Below are 18,258 nucleotides of genomic sequence, written 5' to 3'. Positions count from 1 at the left end.
TGGAATGTGTGTTGAAGTCAGGATTTCATCAACGGTCGAGCCAGCTGCGCAACGCCCACCACCAGTGCGCGGCGGACTCCACTCCGGCGGCGTCTGACGGCGAGCGGCCCGTCAGCTCGCGTAGGCGCCGGAGCCGGTATTTCACCGTGTTCCCATGGACGTGCAGCGCGCCCGCCGTGTCGTCGATCCGGCCGCCATGGTCCAGATAGGCCAGGGCGGTCTCGGCGAGCTCCCGGTGGAACGGGTCGTCGGCGTTGAGCTCGCCGAGCAGGCCGCCGGCCAGCAGCCGCCCGAGCGCGGGCTCCGCTTGGGTGACCGTGAGCAGCGCCAGGTCGGTCAGGCTCCGCAGGCCGTGCAGTCCGGCTGTGCGGCCCGCCCGCAACGCCCGCCGTCCGAGCTCGTACAGCGGCGCGATCTCGGCGGGAGGCACCGCCGGGGCCGCCACCAGGAGCGGGGTGTCCGGCGGGAACGACGGCAATCGGGTGACGAGTGCCGCCAGCCGTCCGTCGACGAGCCCGCAGAGTCCGTGCCCGGTCGCCGTCAGGGCGGCCTCGATCCCGGCGGCCACGGCCGGGTCGCTGACGTCGGAGACCACGCAGTGGTACGGGACGGCGGGATCAAGCGGGGCGAGGACCGGTTCGTACTCGCCGTGCAGGAGCTGGCGCAACATCTGGATGTGGCTTTCCCGCGCGGTGCGGGCCATCTCCAGCTCGGCGACGCGGTGCGCGTGGACCATGCGGTGGACGAGAGCGGTGGTGATGTCGTCGATCCGGGTGACGCCGTCGAGCAGCGCGCCCGCAGGCACCCCGAGGTCGCGTCCCTCGTCGATCAGCAGGCGGACCAGGTGCGACCGGCCCGCTTGGAAGCCGTCGAGGAGCGCGGCCACCGGGACCCCCTGCCGGGCACGATCCGAGCCGAGCCGTTCCGCCGCCCGGAACACGTCCTCGCCGGGCTCACCGCTGGCCAGGGCGGCCAGCACGCCGCTGAGGAGTGCCTGGGTGTGGCGCTGGGTCTCTTCTTCCGGCAGGGCCGCGACCAGCTCGGACTTGCTCCGTGCGGCCCGGACCGTGGTGTCCAGCAGAGCGGGGTCTTTGCTCCGCTCCAGCAGCAGCTTGAGGAACGGGTCCGGTGACGCCATGGCCGCCCCCTCCTCGCCTCGCTCATTGTCCGCATCGGACAACGGCCACCCTCTTGCTTGGACCAAACCAGCCTAGGCGACGTGGCCGCGGATGATGTTTGGTGGTACGAGACAATCGAAGGAGTGTCCCCGTGTCCGATGAAGAGAAGTTCCTCGACAAGCTGGCGACCGACTTGATCTTCCGGCTGCCCCCGTCCTTCGACACCGTCGAGGACGAGCGCCGGCACCGCAAGGAACGGCTCACGGCCGCGTTGCGGATCTTCGGCAAGTTCGGGTTCGAGGAGGGCGTGGCCGGTCACATCACCGCCCGCGACCCCGAGCACACCGACCATTTCTGGGTCAACCCGTTCGGCATGTCCTTCAAGCACATCAAGGTCAGCGACCTGATCCTGGTCAACCACCAGGGCCAGGTGGTGGAGGGCCGCTACCCCGTCAACGAGGCCGCCTTCGCCATCCACTCGCAGGTGCACCAGGCCCGCCCCGGCGTGGTGGCCGCCGCACACAGCCACTCCACCCACGGCCGCGCGATCTCGGCGCTGGGCCAGAAGCTGGAGCCCATCACCCAGGACGTCTGCGCGTTCTACGAGGACCACGGGCTCTTCGACGACTACACCGGCGTCGTCACCGACCTGGAGGAGGGCAAGCGCATCGCCGCCGCCCTCGGTGACCACAAGGCCGTCATCCTGCGCAACCACGGCCTGCTCACCGTGGGTGAGACGGTCGACGCCGCCGCCTGGTGGTTCATCACGATGGAGCGCTCGTGCCAGGTGCAGCTGCTGGCCAAGGCCGCCGGGCCGGTGGTCCCGATCGAGCCCGAGAACGCCAAGCTGACCCACTCACAGATCGGCAACGACCTCGTCGGCTGGATCAACTACCAGCCGCTGTACGACCAGATCACCCGCGAGCAGCCCGACCTCTTCGACTGACCGATCAAGCGCGGACCCGGACCGCGGGGGCGTCGGTCCGGGTCTCGCTTCTTTGCCGGTGTGAGCCCGACAATCTTGAGCAAATCACAACATCTGGCTGGAGGCTTGTGCGCCTCGGACAGATTCCGCGCGGTGGTTTTCGCTGTGCGCACAACGCGGCCGGATCGGGGCCGGTGAGGCTGGAATGCCGTGCCGGGCGGTGAAACGCTCATGGAATGGGCTACGACATCGACCAGCCATACGGGCCGTTGATCGAGACCACCATGCGGGTGGCGACCTGGAACGTCTGGTCGCGGTACGGCCCGTGGCGCGAACGCGAACGGGCGATCCTCGACGTGCTGAAGGCCGCCGCGGCCGATCTGGTGGTGCTCAACGAGGCCTGGGAGAGCTACGACGACACCCAGGCCGAACGGCTGAAGCTTGCTCTCGGGTTGCCCCACCACGCCTTCCTCGGCTCACCTGAGGACGGCTCGGAAGACGGCGGGATGTCGGGCATCCTGATCATGTCTCGCTGGGCGCTCTCCAGGGTGGGCCGGCAACGGCTCGGCGACCAGGAAGGCTGGGACTCGGGCCTGGCGGTGTACGCGCGGGCCGACGGGCCGCGCGGGCCGGTGCACGTGTTCGGCATCGGGCTCGGCTGGAAGCTGGGGCACAGCGCCCAGCGCCAGGGCCAGGTCCGCGACCTGGGCGCGTACGTGCGGAAGGCGGCCGACACGTCGGCGCCCGTGGTGCTCTGCGGGGACTTCAACGCCGGGCCCGACAGCGACGAGATCCGGATGCTCACGGGCCGCACCGCCGTGTCCGCCCCGGGGCTTGTCTTCTACGACGCCTGGGAACTGGCGGGCGACGGCACTCCTGGGCACACCTGGGCCAACACCAATCCGTGGGCGCGCCCGGTGCTCTTCCCCGACCGCCGGATCGACTACGTCTTCTCCGCCTGGCCGCGGGCGGGCGGCGCCGGTCACCCCGTGCGCTGCCGGCTTCTGGGCACCGAGCCTGTCGACGGCGTCTTCGCATCCGACCACTACGGGGTCCTGGCGGACCTCCGCTACTGACCGGCGACCGGCTCGGTGACCTGGCCGTCCCGGGCCGAACGGAGGGCGGCCTCGATGACCTCCAGTCCGAGGATGGCGTCGGCGAGCGTGACCGGAGGGGGCGCCTCGCCGCGGACGGCCCGTTCGACACCCGCGTAGAACTGCTGGTACGCGCCCAGCTCCGTCGGCTGGGCGCGTTCGTCACCGGGCGTGCCGATCCGCCCGTACGCCTCGGGCGACGTGACGCCCCAGCCCCGGTCCTGCGGAGTCGCGCCCGCGCGCAGGGCGTCCTCCTGGCCGTCCAGCCCGCGGACCGTGTACGCGGCGCGGCTGCCAAGGATCCGGAAACGCGGCCCCAGCTGCGCCGCGGTCGCGCTCATCCAGAGGTGGGACCGCACCCCGCCCGGGTGGGCCAGCGCGACGAACGCGTCGTCGGGGGCCGCCGCGCCCGGCCGTCGGACGTCGATCTCCGCGTACACCTGCCGCGGCCGGCCGAAGAGGTGGATCGCCTGGTCGATGAGGTGCGAGCCCAGGTCGTACAGGATCCCGCCGGCGTCCCTGGGGTCATCGCTCTCCTTCCAGCCCTGCTTGACCTGCGGCCGCCATCGTTCGAAGCGCGACTCGAAGCGCCGCACGTCACCCAGCGCACCGTCCCGGATCAGCGTCCGGGCGGTCTGGAAGTCGCCGTCCCACCGCCGGTTGTGGAACGGGATCACCGGCAGCCCGCGGACGGCGCTCAGCGCGGCGAGCGACCGCGCGTCGGCCGCCGACGCCGCCACCGGCTTGTCGATGACCGCCGGCATCCCGCAGCTGAGGGCCTCCCGGGCCAGCGGCACGTGCAGGCGGTTGGGGGCGGTCACCACCACCAGGTCGTACACCCCGGTGGCCTCCCACAGCCGGTCCGCGCTGTCCAGGATCTTCGTCTCCGGGTAGCGCTCGCGGACGGCCGCCTGGCGTCCCGGATCGGAGGTGACCACGGCGGCCAGCCGCAGCCCGGGGACCGAGGAGATCAGCGGCGCGTGGAAGACCGCGCCGCCGGTGCCATAGCCGATCAATGCAACGCGCAGATCCATGGTCTGATCATTGCCGATGCCGCCTCCCGCGCGTGCCACCGGGGCGACATCGGCCCGGGCCGCCGGAGCGGCATGTGCGGGCCTGCAGGCGTTTGGCCGGGTTCAGGATCAGGACTCCGCACGGATCGTCCGGCGACGTAGGCTTTGACGGGATCGCGGAGAACGCGATCAGGAGAAGACCAGGGAGTTGGGTGTTGTCCAAGCCTGTGCTGCTGACCGTGGACGACGACCCGGGGGTGTCCCGGGCCGTGGCGCGTGACCTGCGCCGCCGGTACGCCGAGATGTACCGGGTGGTACGCGCCGAGTCCGGGCCGCAGGCCCTCGACTCGCTGCGGGAGCTCCGGCTGCGCGGGGACGACACCGCGCTGCTGCTCGCCGATCATCGGATGCCCGAGATGACGGGCGTGGAGTTCCTGGAGCAGGCCATGGACCTGTTCCCGTACGCCCGGCGGGTGCTGCTGACGGCCTACGCCGACACCGACGCCGCGATCCGCGCCATCAACGTGGTGGATCTCGATCACTACATGCTCAAGCCCTGGAACCCGCCGGACGAGAAGTTCTACCCGGTGATCGACTCGCAGCTGGAGGCATGGCTGCGGACCGAGCGGACCACGCCCGGCGAGCTGCGCGTGGTCGGGCACCGCTGGTCCAACCGCTCGTACCAGGTCCGCGACTTCCTGGCGCGCAACCAGGTGCCCTACACCTGGCTGCTGGACACCGCCCCGGAGGCCGCTGAGCTGCTCAAGGCCGCGGGCAACCCCGAGCTCCCGCTGGTCGTCACCGCCGACGGCACCACGCTCTCCGCCCCCACCGACGCCGAGCTGGCGGCGGCGGTCGGCCTGTCCACCGTCCCCGAGGCCGACTTCTACGACCTGATCGTGGTGGGGGGCGGCCCGGCCGGGCTGGGCGCGGCGGTGTACGGGGCGTCGGAGGGCCTGCGCACCGTGCTGATCGAACGGCACGCCTCGGGCGGGCAGGCCGGTCAGAGCTCGCGCATCGAGAACTACCTCGGCTTCCCCGACGGCGTCTCCGGCGCCCAGCTCGCCGACCGCGCCCGCCGCCAGGCCGAGCGGTTCGGCGCCGAGCTGATCACCACCGGCAAGGTCACCGGCCTGGAGACGCGCGGCCAGGCCCGGGTGGTCCGGCAGGCCGACGGCACCGAGATCGCCGCCCACGCGGTCATCCTGGCGACCGGGGTCTCCTACCGGCGGGTGGACGCGACAGGCCTGGACGACTTTGTCGGCGTCGGCGTCTACTACGGCGCGGCGATGGCCGAGACGTCCAGCTGCACCGACGAGGAGGTGTACGTCGTCGGTGGCGCCAACTCGGCCGGGCAGGCGGCTGTCAACCTCTCCCGCGTCGCCAAGCGCGTGCACATCCTCGTCCGGGCCGCAGGCCTGGAGAGGTCGATGTCGCACTATCTGATCCAGCAGATCGCCGACATCCCCAACATCGAGGTCCACACCCAGACCGTCGTCGTCTCCGGCGAGGGCACCGACCACCTGGAACGGCTCACGCTCGCGGGCCCCGACGGCGAACGGATCGTGGACGCCCACTGGCTCTTCGTCTTCATCGGCGCCGAGCCCCGCACCGACTGGCTCGAAGGCGTGGTCGAACGGGACGCGCGCGGCTACGTGCTGACCGGCCCCGACCTCGTCGCGGACGGCCTCCGCCCACCGGGCTGGCCGGTCCACCGCCAGCCCTACCACCTGGAGACGAGCGTGCCCGGCGTCTTCGCCGCGGGCGACGTCCGAGCGGACTCGATGAAACGGGTCGCCTCCGCGGTCGGCGACGGAGCCATGGCCGTCGCACTCGTCCACCGCTACCTGGAGCAGTCATGAAGAGCCCACGACGGCTCCGCCGCTCCCTCCTCAGTCCAGACAAGGCGGCGCCATGACCATCACGCCCGACGACCTGCGCCCGCTTTTCCTCTTCGAGCATCTCGACGAGGAGCAGCTGATCTGGCTCTCCACCTACGGCTCGGTGCGCACGTACGCCGAGGGCGACATCATCTGCGCGCAGGGCGACCCCGCGGAGTTCCTCTTCGTCCTCCTGGAGGGCGAGATCTCGCTCTCCCAGCTGATCCGCGAGCACCAGGCCGAGCTGACCCGCGGCTCCAACCCGGGGGTGTACGGGGGCGCCGTGATGGCGTACCTCGACGGCGGGATCGAGCAGAAGTACGCGCACACACTGCGCGCCATCCAGCCCACCCGCATGTTCGCGCTGCCCGCCCGCAAGTTCGGCAAGGCGGTCCGCGAGTGGTTCCCGATGGCGACGCACCTGCTGGAGGGCATCTTCTTCGGCATGAGCAACGCCCGGCGGATCGTCGATCAGCGGGAACGCCTCACCGCGCTCGGCACGATCACCGCCGGCCTCACCCACGAGCTCAACAATCCGGCGGCGGCGGCCTCGCGCGCCAGCGCCGAGCTCGGCGACCGGCTCGTCTCCGCCCAGAAGCGGCTGGCCGACCTCGCGGCCGCCGGTGTCGACTGCGAACGGCTCGGCAAGCTCGTCCACCTGCGCGAGACCCTGCCGCAGGCCCGCCCCCGCACCCCACTGGAGATCAGCGACGCCGAGGACGAGCTGGGCGACTGGCTGGAGGACCACGACGTCGACGGCGCGTGGGAGCTCGCGCCCGGCCTGGTGGCCAGCGGGCTCGGCGTGGCCGACGCCGAGGAGGTCGCCGCCGTCGCCGGGGACCGCCAGCTCCCCGCCGCCATCCGCTGGCTCGCCGAGATCATCGAGGTCGGCCAGCTCCAGGCGGAGATCTCCGACGCCACGGGCCGCATCACCGCCCTCCTGGACTCGGCGCGCCAGTACTCCCAGCTCGACCGCGCGCCGCACCAGCGTGTGGACCTGCGCCAGCTCCTCGACAGCACGCTCACCATGCTCAAGCGCAAGATCGGCAACGTCCGGGTGGTCACGTCCTACGACCCCGACCTGCCCGAGGTGCCCGTCTACGCCGCCGAGCTCAACCAGGTCTGGACCAACCTGATCGTCAACGCCCTCTACGCCATGAACGGCAAGGGCACCCTCACCATCAGCACCGCCCGGGAGAACGACCGCGCCCTGGTGGAGATCGCCGACACCGGCGTGGGCATCTCCGAGGAGAACCTGGCCCGGGTCTTCACGCCCTTCTTCACCACCAAGCCCGTCGGCCAGGGCACGGGCCTCGGCCTGGACATCTCATGGCGCATCGTCGTCGACCGCCACAACGGCGACATCCGCGTGGAGTCCCAGCCCGGCAACACCCGCTTCCAGGTGCTCCTCCCCCTAACCGACGCCTAGCCCGTGGGGTGGTGTTGCTCGGGGGGAGCAGGAGTAGAGGAATCCGGCCTGTCCAGACATGGGTCTCAGAGGACGGAGACGTGGTTGTGGTCGTAGTGATTGGCGGTGACGCTGCCGCGGTCGGACATGGACTTCCAGCCGCCGCCACCGCGCATGTCGTAGATGCGCTGGCGCCAGATCACGTACTTCACGCCGTAGCGGGAGGCGTTGCTGATCACGAACTGGGCGACCGCGTCACCGTGGGCGCGGGCCCCCGAGCTGGGCATCTGGCCGCCGGTGCTCTCCATGAAGTCGCACGCCCGCCCTGAACCGTGGTCCTGCGGGTCACCGGGGCGGGAACAGCCGATCGCGGGGAACGGGCCGAACCTGCTGTCGATGGCCAGCATCAGTGTGCGCATGCGGCTGGTCATGGACGGGCCGATGAGCGGGGACTTGGTCTTGGGGGCGCCGTCGGGTCGGCCGGGCGTGGTGGGGACCTCGGGCTTGTACTTGACGAGCAGCTTCTTGACCCGCTCTCGCTGCCCTTCCAGCTCGTCGATCTCCTTGCGCACGTCGGCCAGCTTGGCGCGCGCCGCCTGCTGGGACCGGGTGGCCTGGCTCGCCAGGGACTCCAGGCTCTCGAGGCGCCGGACGGTGTTGCGGGAGAGGTGCTCGACCACGGTCATGTCCCGGATGGCCGCACTCGGGTCGCCGGAGGTGACCATCGGGATCGTCTCGAACCGGCCGTTCATGTAGGAGGACGCGGCGAAGCGGCTCAGGTCGGCCCGGGCCGTGTCGAACTCTCGGGTCAGCCGGTCGGACTCCAGGCCGGCCCGCTCGGCGGCGCGCTTGGCCTGGTCAAGGGAGATCAGCTCACCGCGGTACTCCTTGTTGAGGGCGTCCGCGCGCTTCTTGAGCTTCGCGTACTCCTTCTTGAGGTCCTTGGGTGCCGCCGGGACGCTGACCGCGCCGCTGGACGCCGGGGGCAACGTCGCCGAGACCGCCACAACCACGGCGAGGGCCGCGCAGCGTCTGCTCAGCGAACGTCCGCCGGCGGTGCGCCGTTTTCTGCCGAGGGGGTCGAGGGCCGCCACTGATCTCCTCCGTATCGTCCAGAAGATTGGCGGAACGCTACCACAATCGGCCAATTTGCCTCAGGAGTTCCACTAACCACACAGCGTCACATGGACACTACCGAAGGGCGACCCTACCGTAAAAAGACAGCCGGACCGCCCCAAATGGACGCGGTCCGGCCGCTAAAGTCCGACCAGTTCCTCCCAGCGCGGGATGCGCAGCTCCAGATGCAGCCGCATCCCCGCCTCCTCGGGCGTTCGGCTGCCCTTGCGGTTGTTGCACTTCCCGCAGGCGAGCACGGTGTTGTGCCAGGTGTCCGCACCGCCTCGCGACTGCGGGAGCACGTGGTCGATCGTGTGGCCGCGTTTCCCGCAGTAGCCGCACAGGCCCTTGTCGCGCAGGTAGACGCCCCGTTTGCTCCATGGCGGGCGCCTGCCGTGCCGCCAGCGCATGGCGACATAGCGGACGAGCCTCAGCACCCGTGGCACGGGGAAGTGGCCGAACGTCCGGCCCTCCTCCGCCTCCTCGACGACGGCCACCCCGCGCACCAGCATGCGGATGGCGTGCCGCAGGTCGACCTTCTGGAACGGCTCGTACGAGGCGTTCAGAACGAGCACCGTCACTGCCACCACCTCCCCTCCTCTCGCTCCTCCACCAGGATTCGAACCTGGATATCCGCATTAACAGTGCGGCGTTCTGCCTTTGAACTACAGAGGAATGACCAGACAATTCCTGGGGTTCCGGTTTTCCGGCACCACCATTAGGGTGCCCATCCGGACCAAACCCGGCAACGGATTTTCCCGCCGGATCGCGGCAGGCGGGCGGACGGCGCCGTCACTCCGGAGCGGCGGACATCAGTTTGGGCATCGCCTTCCCCGCCTTCTCCTCCCACCAGACCGGATCGCCCCAGCCAGTGGGAGGAACGGTATCTCGGTCCGTGCCGCACCCGATGGACGGGGGCGCCTTCAGGCCTGCGCCCCGCCGGGTGGGTGGGAGGACCGCTAAGGCCGTGCTGCAGTCGGGGCAGTCGGATTCCGCCGGAGCGAGTCGAAGCGGAAGGCGACCCGCTCGGCCGGGACGGGCGCCCCAGAAGCGGAGGAGGTCGCCTGCTTCGAGTGTGAACTTCGCGGCGAGACCGCCGTCGGAGAGGAGCCTGAACGCGAGCGCACGCAGAATGTTGACCGCCGTGAGCATATGCCCATAGGGCACTTCAGAGGCCATGACCTCGGGCAGGCCGAAACAGTGCATGCCCGCGGTGCCGACCCTGATGCAGTGCTCCACATCCCGATCGTCGGCCAGGGACACGAGGACGCCGACCCATTCGTTCCCCAGCACGAAACGCTCCGGCTCAGTGGTGGTCGAGGAGGCGAGCACCTGATGGGAGTCGAGATCGACCAGGCTGCCGCTCATCGCGGCGGCGAGCACCCGCGCCACCAGGCGGGCCGCCTGGGCGTGCCGGGGCTGATCGGAGGGAGCGGCAACAGACGTGAGAAGAACGTGGTGGCGAGCTTCGATCACCTGCTGGAGCCCGTCGGGTGCCCCGCCCAAGTGGAGAAGGCGAGAACTCCACTGGGTGGGAGCGGCCTGCGCACGGTCGATGCTTAGCAGCGGCGAACCCAGGAGGGTACGGGCCGTACGGGCTAAACCGGTCTTGGGCAAGGCTTCCTTGAGATATCCGATGCCGGGCGTGATGCGCTCGTTCGTCACGACAAGGAAACGGCTCGTCACCATCTCGGCCATCGGCGAGGCCTCCTGCTCCTGCGGCGGTCCGCTTGACCGCGGGTAGGACCAGGTTGGGTGACGAGCCGGAGCCCGCGCACTAGAGCGCCGTTCTGGGGATAACTCAGGCTGGGAGGTCGCCGGCGGAGGCTTGGTACTCGCGGGACTCGCGCTGGTGGCGGAAGCCCAGTTCCTCGTTGACGGCGAGCATGTGGACGTTGTCGCCGGAGTTGTCGGTCTCGATCTCGCGGACCTCCGGGCGTTCGTGCCGCAGCCATTCCAGCATGGCGGCCTTCACCCAGATGCCCAGCCTGCGCCCGCGGTGCTCGGGGACGACGGCCGTGTCGTACTGGGCGGCGCGTTCCGGACCCAGCGCGGGCACGACGATCTCCGTGAAGCCCGCGACGGCAGGGCCCTGGACGGCGGCGACCGTGTAGAGGGCGTCACCGCGCTTGTTGACCATCTCGGCCATCTCGCGGACCCGGTCGGCGTCCCAGGGCACGCCCTCGTACGCTGACATGTCGGCCATCGCGTCCTTGGCGCGGGCGAGGGCGGCGGCGTACTCGTCGGGCACGACGCCCTGCCAGCGGACGAGCTCGTAGCCCGCCGGGCCCGCCGCCACGAGCTCGGCGACGCGTTCCGCCGGTACGTCGTCCAGGTGGAGCATGAGCCCGCTGAGGGTCAGGACGCAGCGGAAGCCGTGTGACTCCAGGAACGGGATCGCCGGGGTCCCCGCCGAGACCTGGGCCAGCACGCTGGAACGGCGGTCGGCGCGCAGGCCGCCGGCCGCCTCGGTGAGCAGCCGGGTGCCGAGCCCCTCGCGGCGCCGGTCGGGGCGGACCCGGATGTCTATCTCGCCCGGCCGGTCGGCGCCGGGCTCCCCCGGGAGCCGGAGGACGGCCACGGCGATCATCTCTCCGTCCTCGACGGCCGCCCAGAACCGCTGCCGTGAGCTCTGCTCGGCGCCCAGCAACCGGGCGGCCGTGTGGTCCGGCTCGGGGGCGTCTCCGTCCGGGTCGTCGGCGTGCACCGCGAGGAGCACGGCGTGCCACTGCCGGATCTGTTCGTCCGTCGGATCATCGACCGCGATGACGTCCATCCGCCCTTTGTAGCGGATTCCGAGCGGGCACGAGTCTCTCCCGGCCTAACCCATGACCCGAATCCGTCCAGGACCGGCCTTCAGGACCGCCGAGTGAACGCCGCGAGGATGCGTTCGGCCGCCAGAGCGGGGGTGAGCTTCCCCTCCGCGACCTGCACCTCCAGCTCCGGCGCGAGCTCCCGGACGGCGGGATGTTCGTGCAGCTCGGTCAGCAGGCGATCGCGCACCAGCGCCCAGGTCCAGCCGACCTGCTGCCGCCGGCGGCGCGCGTCGAGCTCGCCGGCCTCCTTGAGGCGGTCCTGGTGGTCGACGATGTGCTGCCAGACCGTGTCGAGGCCGGTGTTCTCCTTCGCGCTGCACGTGAGCACCCGGATGTCGCGGAGGCGTTCGTCGCTGCGGAGGAGGCGGAGCGCGCCGGCCAGCTCACGGGCCGCCCTCTTGGCCTCCATCGTGTGCGGGCCGTCCGCCTTGTTGACGGCGATCACGTCCGCGAGCTCCAGAACGCCCTTCTTGATGCCCTGCAGCTGGTCGCCGGTGCGGGCGAGGGTGAGGAAGAGGAACGAGTCGACCATTTCGGCGACGGTCGTCTCCGACTGGCCGACCCCGACGGTCTCGACGAGGACGATGTCGTACCCGGCGGCCTCCATCACCACCATCGCCTCGCGGGTGGCCTTGGCGACGCCGCCCAGCGTCCCGGCCGTGGGCGACGGCCGGATGAAGGCATTCGGATCAACGGCGAGGCGGTTCATGCGCGTCTTGTCACCGAGGATGCTGCCGCCCGTACGGGTCGAGGACGGGTCGACGGCCAGCACCGCCACCTTGTGCCCGGCCGCGGTGAGGTTGGTGCCGAGCGCGTCGATGAACGTGGACTTGCCGACGCCGGGGACTCCCGTGATGCCCACCCGCCGGGCCTCCCCGGCGTGCGGGGTCAGTTCGACCAGGAGGCGCTGGGCGAGCTCCCGGTGGTCGGGGCGGCTGGACTCCACCAGCGTGATCGCGCGCGCGATCCACGCTCTGGAGCCCTCCCGCACACCCTTGACGTAGTCCTCAAGTGAGTTCACGTGTCGCTCACGCGGCGTGTCCCAGCTTGGCCGACAGCTCCTCCAGCAGTCCGAGCGCCGCGTCCGCGAGCACGGTGCCGGGCGGGAAGATCGCCGCGGCCCCGGCGGCATGGAGCTCGTCGAAGTCCTGGGGCGGGATGACCCCGCCGACAACGATCATGATGTCGTCCCGGCCGAGTGCCGCCAGTTCCTCGCGCAGCGCGGGCACCAGCGTGAGGTGCCCGGCGGCGAGCGAGTTGACGCCGACGATGTGCACGTCGGCCTCGACCGCCTGGCGGGCGACCTCGCCCGGGGTCTGGAACAGCGGGCCCACGTCCACGTCGAAACCGAGGTCGGCGAAGCCCGTGGCGATGACCTTCTGGCCGCGGTCGTGGCCGTCCTGGCCCATCTTGGCGACCAGGATGCGCGGCCGCCGGCCCTCGGCCGCCTCGAACTCGGCGGTGGCGGCACGGACCTTCTCGATGGCGCGCACCTGGCCCGCCTCCTCCCTGTACACGCCGGAGATCGTACGGATCTGTGCGGCGTGCCGCCCGTACACCCGTTCCAGCGCGTCGGAGATCTCGCCCACGGTGGCCTTGGCGCGGGCGGCGTCGATGGCCAGCGCGAGCAGGTTGTGCGCGAGATCATCGGGACGGGTGCCGTCCTCGGCTGCCTGCGCGGCGTTGCTGAGCGCGGCCAGCGCGGCCTGGGTCTCCTCCTCTGAACGCTCCTCGCGCAACCGCCGCAGCTTCTCGATCTGCTGGGCGCGCACCGACGCGTTGTCGACCTTGAGGACCTCGATCTGCTCGTCGGCGTCCGGCCGGTACTTGTTGACGCCGATGACCGGCTGACGACCCGAGTCGATGCGCGCCTGGGTGCGAGCGGCGGCCTCCTCGATGCGCAGCTTGGGCAGGCCCTCGTCGATGGCCCTGGCCATGCCCCCGGCCGCCTCGACCTCGTCGATGTGGGCCCAGGCCCGCCGAGCCAGGTCGTAGGTGAGCCGTTCGACGTAGGCGCTGCCGCCCCACGGGTCGATCGTGCGGGTCGTGCCGGACTCCTGCTGCAACAGCAGCTGGGTGTTACGGGCGATCCGGGCCGAGAAGTCCGTCGGCAGCGCGAGCGCCTCGTCGAGCGCGTTGGTGTGCAGCGACTGGGTGTGGCCCTGCGTCGCCGCCATCGCCTCGATGCAGGTGCGCGCCACGTTGTTGAAGACGTCCTGCGCGGTCAGCGACCAGCCCGACGTCTGCGAGTGGGTGCGCAGGCTGAGCGACTTGACGTTCTGCGGGTCGAACTGCTTGACCAGCCTGGCCCACAGCAGCCGTGCCGCGCGCAGCTTGGCGACCTCCATGAAGAAGTTCATGCCGATCGCCCAGAAGAACGACAGGCGGGGCGCGAACGCGTCGATGTCGAGGCCCGCCTCACGGCCCGCCCGGATGTACTCGACGCCGTCGGCCAGGGTGTAGGCCAGCTCCAGGTCGGCCGTGGCCCCGGCCTCCTGGATGTGGTAGCCGGAGATCGAGATCGAGTTGTACTTCGGCATCCGCTGCGACGTGAACGCGAAGATGTCGGAGATGATCCGCATCGACGGCACCGGCGGGTAGATGTAGGTGTTGCGGACCATGAACTCCTTGAGGATGTCGTTCTGGATGGTCCCGGCCAGCTGCTCGGGCGCCACCCCCTGCTCCTCCGCGGCCGCGATGTAGAGCGCCAGCACGGGCAGCACCGCGCCGTTCATGGTCATCGACACGCTCATCTGATCCAGCGGGATGCCGTCGAAGAGCTGCCGCATGTCGTAGATCGAGTCGATCGCCACCCCGGCCATGCCGACGTCGCCCGCCACGCGCGGGTGGTCGGAGTCGTAGCCGCGGTGCGTGGCCAGGTCGAACGCGACCGACAGGCCCTTCTGCCCGGCGGCGAGGTTACGCCGGTAGAACGCGTTGGACTCCTGTGCGGTCGAGAACCCCGCGTACTGGCGGATCGTCCATGGCTGGGTCGCGTACATGGCGGGGTACGGGCCGCGCAGGTACGGCGCGATGCCGGGGTAGGTGTCGAGGAAGTCAAGGCCGGTCAGGTCGTCGCCGGTGTAGAGCGGCCGGACGCCGATGCCCTCCGGCGTGTCCCACGTCTGGGTGTCCGGGTCCTGCCCGGTCGCCTCGGTGACGGCTGCGCGCCACTGTTTGGCGGCGTCGTCGGCGGAGCCCGGCGTGCCGAGCTCGATCTCGGCGAAGTCGGGGATCATCGGCTGCTCACTCCCAGATCGTGGAGGGTGGTCTCCAGTACCTCGACCGCGTCGCATCCGGCGAAGACGTGCGCGTCCACGCCGTCGTAGGAACCCTTACCCGCGAGCCATATCTTGATTGCGCCAGCGTCCTTCAGCGTACGTGCGGCCTCCTCCGCTTGCTCCGCGTAGAGCTTGTCGCTTGAGCAGATACAGACCACCGTCGTGCCGCTGCCCGCGAACTCCTCGGGCGTCCCGCTGACGGTCTCGATCCCGCCCGCTTGGAAGAGGTTGGCGGCGAACGAGGCGCGCGCGGTGTGCACGGCGATCGGCCCGAGGGTGGCCAGGAAGACCTTGGGCCGGGCGCCCGTCGCCTCGGCGTGCGCGTCCGATCTGTCCCGGAGCGTCTCGAAGTCCTGCGCGTACCGTACGAGTGCCAGGCCGCCGTCCGGCTCTTCGGGGGCCGGAGATCGTTCGGGCAGCTTCTCGTTCAGGTTGGGAAACTCGCTCACCCCGGTGAGCGGGGCCTTCCGGCGCGCGATGTCCTTACGGCGCCGTGCCCAGGTCGCAGCCAGGCGGCCCGCGACCAGGCCCGACCCCAGGGCCGCGCTCAGTCCCCCGGCCTTCTCGATCTCGGTGAACCACGTCCACGCGGCCTGCGCGAGATCCTCGGTGAGCCGCTCCAGGTACCACGAACCGCCCGCCGGATCGACCACGCGCGCCAGGCTCGACTCCTCCAGGAGGAGCGTCTGCGTGTTCCGCGCGATACGCCGGGCGAAGTCGTCGGGCAGTCCCAGCCGGGCGTCGAACGGCTGGACGGTGACCGCGTCGGCGCCACCGACTCCGGCCGCGAACGTCGCCACGGTGGTGCGGAGCATGTTCACCCACGGATCGCGGCGGGTCATCATCGCCGACGACGTGACCGCGTGGATGCGCATGACGGTGCCGTCAGCGGCACCGCTCACCTCGGCGACCCGCTGCCACAACCGCCGGGCAGCCCGCAGTTTGGCGATGGAGAGGAACTGGTCGGCGTTGACCGCCAGCCGGAACTCCAATTGCCCGAACGCCTCGTCAATGCCCAGTCCCGCTTCGGTGAGCGCCCGGAGATAGGCGACCCCGGCGGCCACCGCGGCGCCGAGTTCCTCCGCGTCGCTGCCGCCCGCGTCGTGGTAGACCGTGCCGTCCACGGTGACGGCGCGCAGCTTCGGGAACTCCCGTACGCATCGTGCGGCCAGCTCCGCGACCCATCCGAGGTCCCACTCGGGACCACCCGTGCGGGCCCTCAGGCCCAAGGGATCGGCGCCCAGGTTGCCGGACACCTCCGCCGCATGCCCTTGCTCCTTGGCCAATGCGAGGAATCTCTCGGCCGCCTCGGTGGTGTCTCCGCCCGCGTCCAGCACGACCGGCGCCAGATCAAGGAAGACACCACGCAGCGCCTCAGGCAGCCCCGCCACCGGCAGGCCCGCCGCGCCGAGCGTCAGCCACACCGATGTCGCGCCGTTCTCCAGGTCGGCGAGGATCGCCTCCCGTGTGACGGCCGGATCGGGATGAACGTGGCGCTGCCGGACGTCCCAGCCGGCCAGGCCTTCACCCTCCGGGCGCACCTCCCGCACGTACGGCGCCAGCCCGGGACGGCCTGGCGCGGTGTCGTCCCTGGTGTAGAGCGCGGCGATCGGGACGCCGTCGTAGGAGTCGCGGGTCAGGAGCCCCTCGATCTCGTCCAGGGGCGTGTCGTCGGCCGCTGCGCCGGACTTGCGCAGCACACCCTTCACCATCTCCCGCCACCGGTCGCGCTCAGCCGGGGGGAAGGCGGCGGCCAGATCGAGTTCTTCAGGCGGCACCGTCATGGCAGGGATGGTAAGCGAGCGCGTACTTGTCATGTCGAGCGGGGTCCCCTTGACCAGCCAGTCTATGACGTACGCCACAAATGCCCGAACGGCCGTCCGCTAACCCGGGATCGGCGTTCAGGGCGCCCATTGCTAAGGTTTTCCGCAGCAGGGTCCGTTCACAAGGTAATCAGTTCACAAGGTAAGAGGTAGCACGCATGTCGAGTGGCAGCCACGCAGGACGGCCGAAGTCCTGGGTCGCGGTGACGATCATCTTCATCGGTTTCGCGGTCGGCGGCGTGGCGCTCGTCCTCGGCCCCAACTGGCCGATGTTCTGGGGCGGCTCCGCGGTCGTCCTGATCGGCTGTGTGATCGCCTGGGCGGTCGACATCATGAGCGACGTCGTCGTGGACGAGCCGCGGCAGTAATGACCTTCAACCAATGATCTTCAACCGTCCCCCGCTCGAGGAGCGGATCGCCGCCCGGCAGCGCGAGCTGGGGCCGCTGAAGCCCGGCAAGTACTTCGAACACGCCGTGGCCAGGAACTTGTTCATCTTCGGCATCGCCATGGTCGTGTTCACGCACTTCGCCGCGTTCGTCATGATCTTCTTCGAGCCGGGCGGCTAGCGGAGCCCTCCCCCCACCACGTAACGTCGAGAGGGCGTGGCCGCCCGCGGCGACCGGAGCAGAGGTGGTGGGATGGCCCTCAGATTCGGCGTCGAAGAGGAGTACTTCGTCGTCGACCCGGTGTCGAGACGGATCGTTCCCCGCGCCGCCGTGGTCGTGGCACGCGCGTCCGCCGACCTCGGCGACCGCGTCTCCACCGAGTTGATCGCCACTTCGGCCGAGGCGAAGACCTCCCCCTGCGACGATCTCACCAAGCTGGACGAGCAGATCCGGTCGATGCGCGCCGCGATGGCCGCCGCGGCCGCCGCCGAGGACCTGCTCCTCGCCGCAACCGGCACCCCCGTCCTCGGCGAGCCGATCCCGCCGCCGATCAGCCGCGGCCCCCGCTACGCCGACAGCCTGGCGCACTACCGGGCGCTCGACGACGATATGAGCATCTGCTCCTGCCACGTGCACGTCGGCATCGCCGACCGCGCCCTCGCGGTGGAGGTGAGCAACCATCTCCGTCCCTGGCTCCCCACACTCCTGGCCCTCGCCGCCAACTCCCCCTACTGGGCGGGCCGCGACACCGGCCACGCGTGCTGGCGCGTGATGTCATGGGCACGCTGGCCCGTCGCAGGCCCACCACCTTTCTTCCGTTCCCTCACTCACTTCGACGAGACCGTGGAGAAGCTCCTCGACAGCGGCGCCCTCATGGACGCGGCGACCCTCTTCTGGGACGTCCGCCCGTCCACCCGCTTCCCCACCATCGAGATCAGGCTGGCCGACGTCGCGCTGACCTCCGACGACGCCGTGCTCTTCGCCGTCCTCATCCGCGCCCTGGTCCAGCAGTCGGTCACCGCCATCGAAACCGGCGCCACCGCGCCCGACCCCGCACCTGAGATCCTCCGCGCCGCCTGCTGGCTCGCGGCCCGCGACGGCCTCTCCGGAAAGGGCATCGACACGTTCACCGGCCGCCCCGCCGCCCAGCGCGACCTGGCCGCCGCCCTCCTCGTCCACGTGCGTGACGCACTCCAGGACAACGGAGATCTGGACCACGCAGCCACCGGCATGCGCCGCCTCCTGACCACCGGCACAGGCGCCGACCGCCAACGAGCCGCCTACCGCCGCCGAGAACGCCTGACCGACGTGGTGGACAGCGCCGCACTCTCCCCATAAGCCTGATTCGATCCGGCACCTGGCGACGGCTGCGGCGGCGGGGGCGGGGGCGGCGGGGG

The 18,258-nt window shown here is 70.6% G+C and carries 16 protein-coding genes and 1 tRNA gene; 7 read left to right on the top strand and 10 right to left on the bottom strand.

Translation table 11 applies throughout. The annotated features are described in order from the left end of the window. Positions 1-28: 28 nt before the first annotated feature. On the bottom strand, positions 29-1,138 hold the full coding sequence (locus tag ACH34W_RS30725; protein ID WP_395964618.1) for a helix-turn-helix domain-containing protein: 1,110 nt from the start codon (positions 1,136-1,138) through the stop codon (positions 29-31). 131 nt (positions 1,139-1,269) lie between these two features. Here ACH34W_RS30725 and ACH34W_RS30720 point away from each other — a divergent pair, with 131 nt between their 5' ends. Together ACH34W_RS30720 and ACH34W_RS30715 are read left to right on the top strand one after the other, a co-directional pair. After that, positions 1,270-2,064: a class II aldolase/adducin family protein gene (locus tag ACH34W_RS30720; protein ID WP_395964617.1), complete on the top strand. Its 795-nt coding sequence runs from the start codon at positions 1,270-1,272 to the stop codon at positions 2,062-2,064. Positions 2,065-2,279: 215 nt separating this feature from the next. Then, positions 2,280-3,119: an endonuclease/exonuclease/phosphatase family protein gene (locus ACH34W_RS30715; RefSeq protein ID WP_395964616.1), complete on the top strand. Its 840-nt coding sequence runs from the start codon at positions 2,280-2,282 to the stop codon at positions 3,117-3,119. Here ACH34W_RS30715 and ACH34W_RS30710 read toward each other — a convergent pair. After that, the gene (locus ACH34W_RS30710) at positions 3,113-4,171 is read right to left on the bottom strand and encodes a Gfo/Idh/MocA family oxidoreductase (RefSeq protein WP_395964615.1); all 1,059 of its coding nucleotides are present in this window, start codon (positions 4,169-4,171) and stop codon (positions 3,113-3,115) included. The two genes, ACH34W_RS30715 and ACH34W_RS30710, sit on opposite strands and share 7 nt — an antisense overlap. 194 nt (positions 4,172-4,365) lie before the next feature. On the opposite strand from ACH34W_RS30710, the gene ACH34W_RS30705 reads away from it, so the two are divergent. Both ACH34W_RS30705 and ACH34W_RS30700 read left to right on the top strand, forming a co-directional pair. Continuing rightward, entirely contained in the window at positions 4,366-6,012 is a 1,647-nt protein-coding gene (locus tag ACH34W_RS30705) for an FAD-dependent oxidoreductase (protein WP_395964614.1), read from the top strand. Between the two features lie 52 nt (positions 6,013-6,064). Next, positions 6,065-7,459, top strand: coding sequence for an ATP-binding protein (locus ACH34W_RS30700; RefSeq protein WP_395964613.1), 1,395 nt, complete (start codon positions 6,065-6,067; stop codon positions 7,457-7,459). Between the two features lie 65 nt (positions 7,460-7,524). Here ACH34W_RS30700 and ACH34W_RS30695 read toward each other — a convergent pair whose 3' ends face one another. The 8 genes from ACH34W_RS30695 to ACH34W_RS30660 all read right to left on the bottom strand — a co-directional run bounded on the left by ACH34W_RS30695 (position 7,525) and on the right by ACH34W_RS30660 (position 16,435). After that, entirely contained in the window at positions 7,525-8,532 is a 1,008-nt protein-coding gene (locus tag ACH34W_RS30695; protein ID WP_395964612.1) for a coiled-coil domain-containing protein, read from the bottom strand. Between the two features lie 162 nt (positions 8,533-8,694). Further along, positions 8,695-9,144 carry an HNH endonuclease gene (locus tag ACH34W_RS30690; protein ID WP_395964611.1) on the bottom strand — a complete coding sequence of 150 codons (450 nt, stop codon included), beginning with the start codon at positions 9,142-9,144 and terminating at the stop codon, positions 8,695-8,697. A gap of 14 nt (positions 9,145-9,158) precedes the next feature. Beyond that, positions 9,159-9,229, bottom strand: a tRNA-Asn gene (locus tag ACH34W_RS30685). A gap of 117 nt (positions 9,230-9,346) precedes the next feature. Further along, positions 9,347-10,252, bottom strand: a complete 906-nt coding sequence (locus ACH34W_RS30680; RefSeq protein ID WP_395964610.1) for a hypothetical protein — start codon at positions 10,250-10,252, stop codon at positions 9,347-9,349. A 103-nt stretch (positions 10,253-10,355) separates the two neighbouring features. Beyond that, complete coding sequence (locus ACH34W_RS30675) at positions 10,356-11,330, bottom strand: GNAT family N-acetyltransferase (RefSeq protein WP_395964609.1); 975 nt, start codon at positions 11,328-11,330, stop codon at positions 10,356-10,358. A gap of 80 nt (positions 11,331-11,410) precedes the next feature. Further along, positions 11,411-12,391 carry a methylmalonyl Co-A mutase-associated GTPase MeaB gene (gene meaB, locus ACH34W_RS30670; protein ID WP_395964608.1) on the bottom strand — a complete coding sequence of 327 codons (981 nt, stop codon included), beginning with the start codon at positions 12,389-12,391 and terminating at the stop codon, positions 11,411-11,413. A gap of 7 nt (positions 12,392-12,398) precedes the next feature. Beyond that, positions 12,399-14,609, bottom strand: a complete 2,211-nt coding sequence (gene scpA, locus ACH34W_RS30665) for a methylmalonyl-CoA mutase (RefSeq protein WP_395964607.1) — start codon at positions 14,607-14,609, stop codon at positions 12,399-12,401. Then, entirely contained in the window at positions 14,606-16,435 is a 1,830-nt protein-coding gene (locus tag ACH34W_RS30660) for a methylmalonyl-CoA mutase family protein (RefSeq protein WP_395964606.1), read from the bottom strand. The genes scpA and ACH34W_RS30660 overlap by 4 nt, the downstream gene beginning before the upstream one ends. 197 nt (positions 16,436-16,632) lie before the next feature. Between ACH34W_RS30660 and ACH34W_RS30655 the strand changes: the two genes are divergently transcribed. The 3 genes from ACH34W_RS30655 to ACH34W_RS30645 all read left to right on the top strand — a co-directional run bounded on the left by ACH34W_RS30655 (position 16,633) and on the right by ACH34W_RS30645 (position 18,199). After that, positions 16,633-16,842 (top strand): HGxxPAAW family protein, encoded by a 210-nt coding sequence (locus tag ACH34W_RS30655; protein ID WP_395964605.1) that lies wholly within the window; start codon positions 16,633-16,635, stop codon positions 16,840-16,842. Positions 16,843-16,855: 13 nt separating this feature from the next. Then, complete coding sequence (locus tag ACH34W_RS30650; protein ID WP_395964604.1) at positions 16,856-17,041, top strand: hypothetical protein; 186 nt, start codon at positions 16,856-16,858, stop codon at positions 17,039-17,041. A gap of 72 nt (positions 17,042-17,113) precedes the next feature. After that, a complete protein-coding gene (locus ACH34W_RS30645; protein WP_395964603.1) occupies positions 17,114-18,199 on the top strand; it encodes a glutamate--cysteine ligase in 1,086 nt (361 codons plus the stop codon). Positions 18,200-18,258 lie beyond the last annotated feature (59 nt).

This window comes from Actinomadura sp. 6N118, assembly GCF_044326415.1.
In the GTDB taxonomy this organism is placed as follows: Bacteria; Actinomycetota; Actinomycetes; order Streptosporangiales; family Streptosporangiaceae; genus Spirillospora.
Note: the sequence above shows the minus strand (reverse complement) of the source record. Positions and strands in the feature narration are given on the sequence as shown.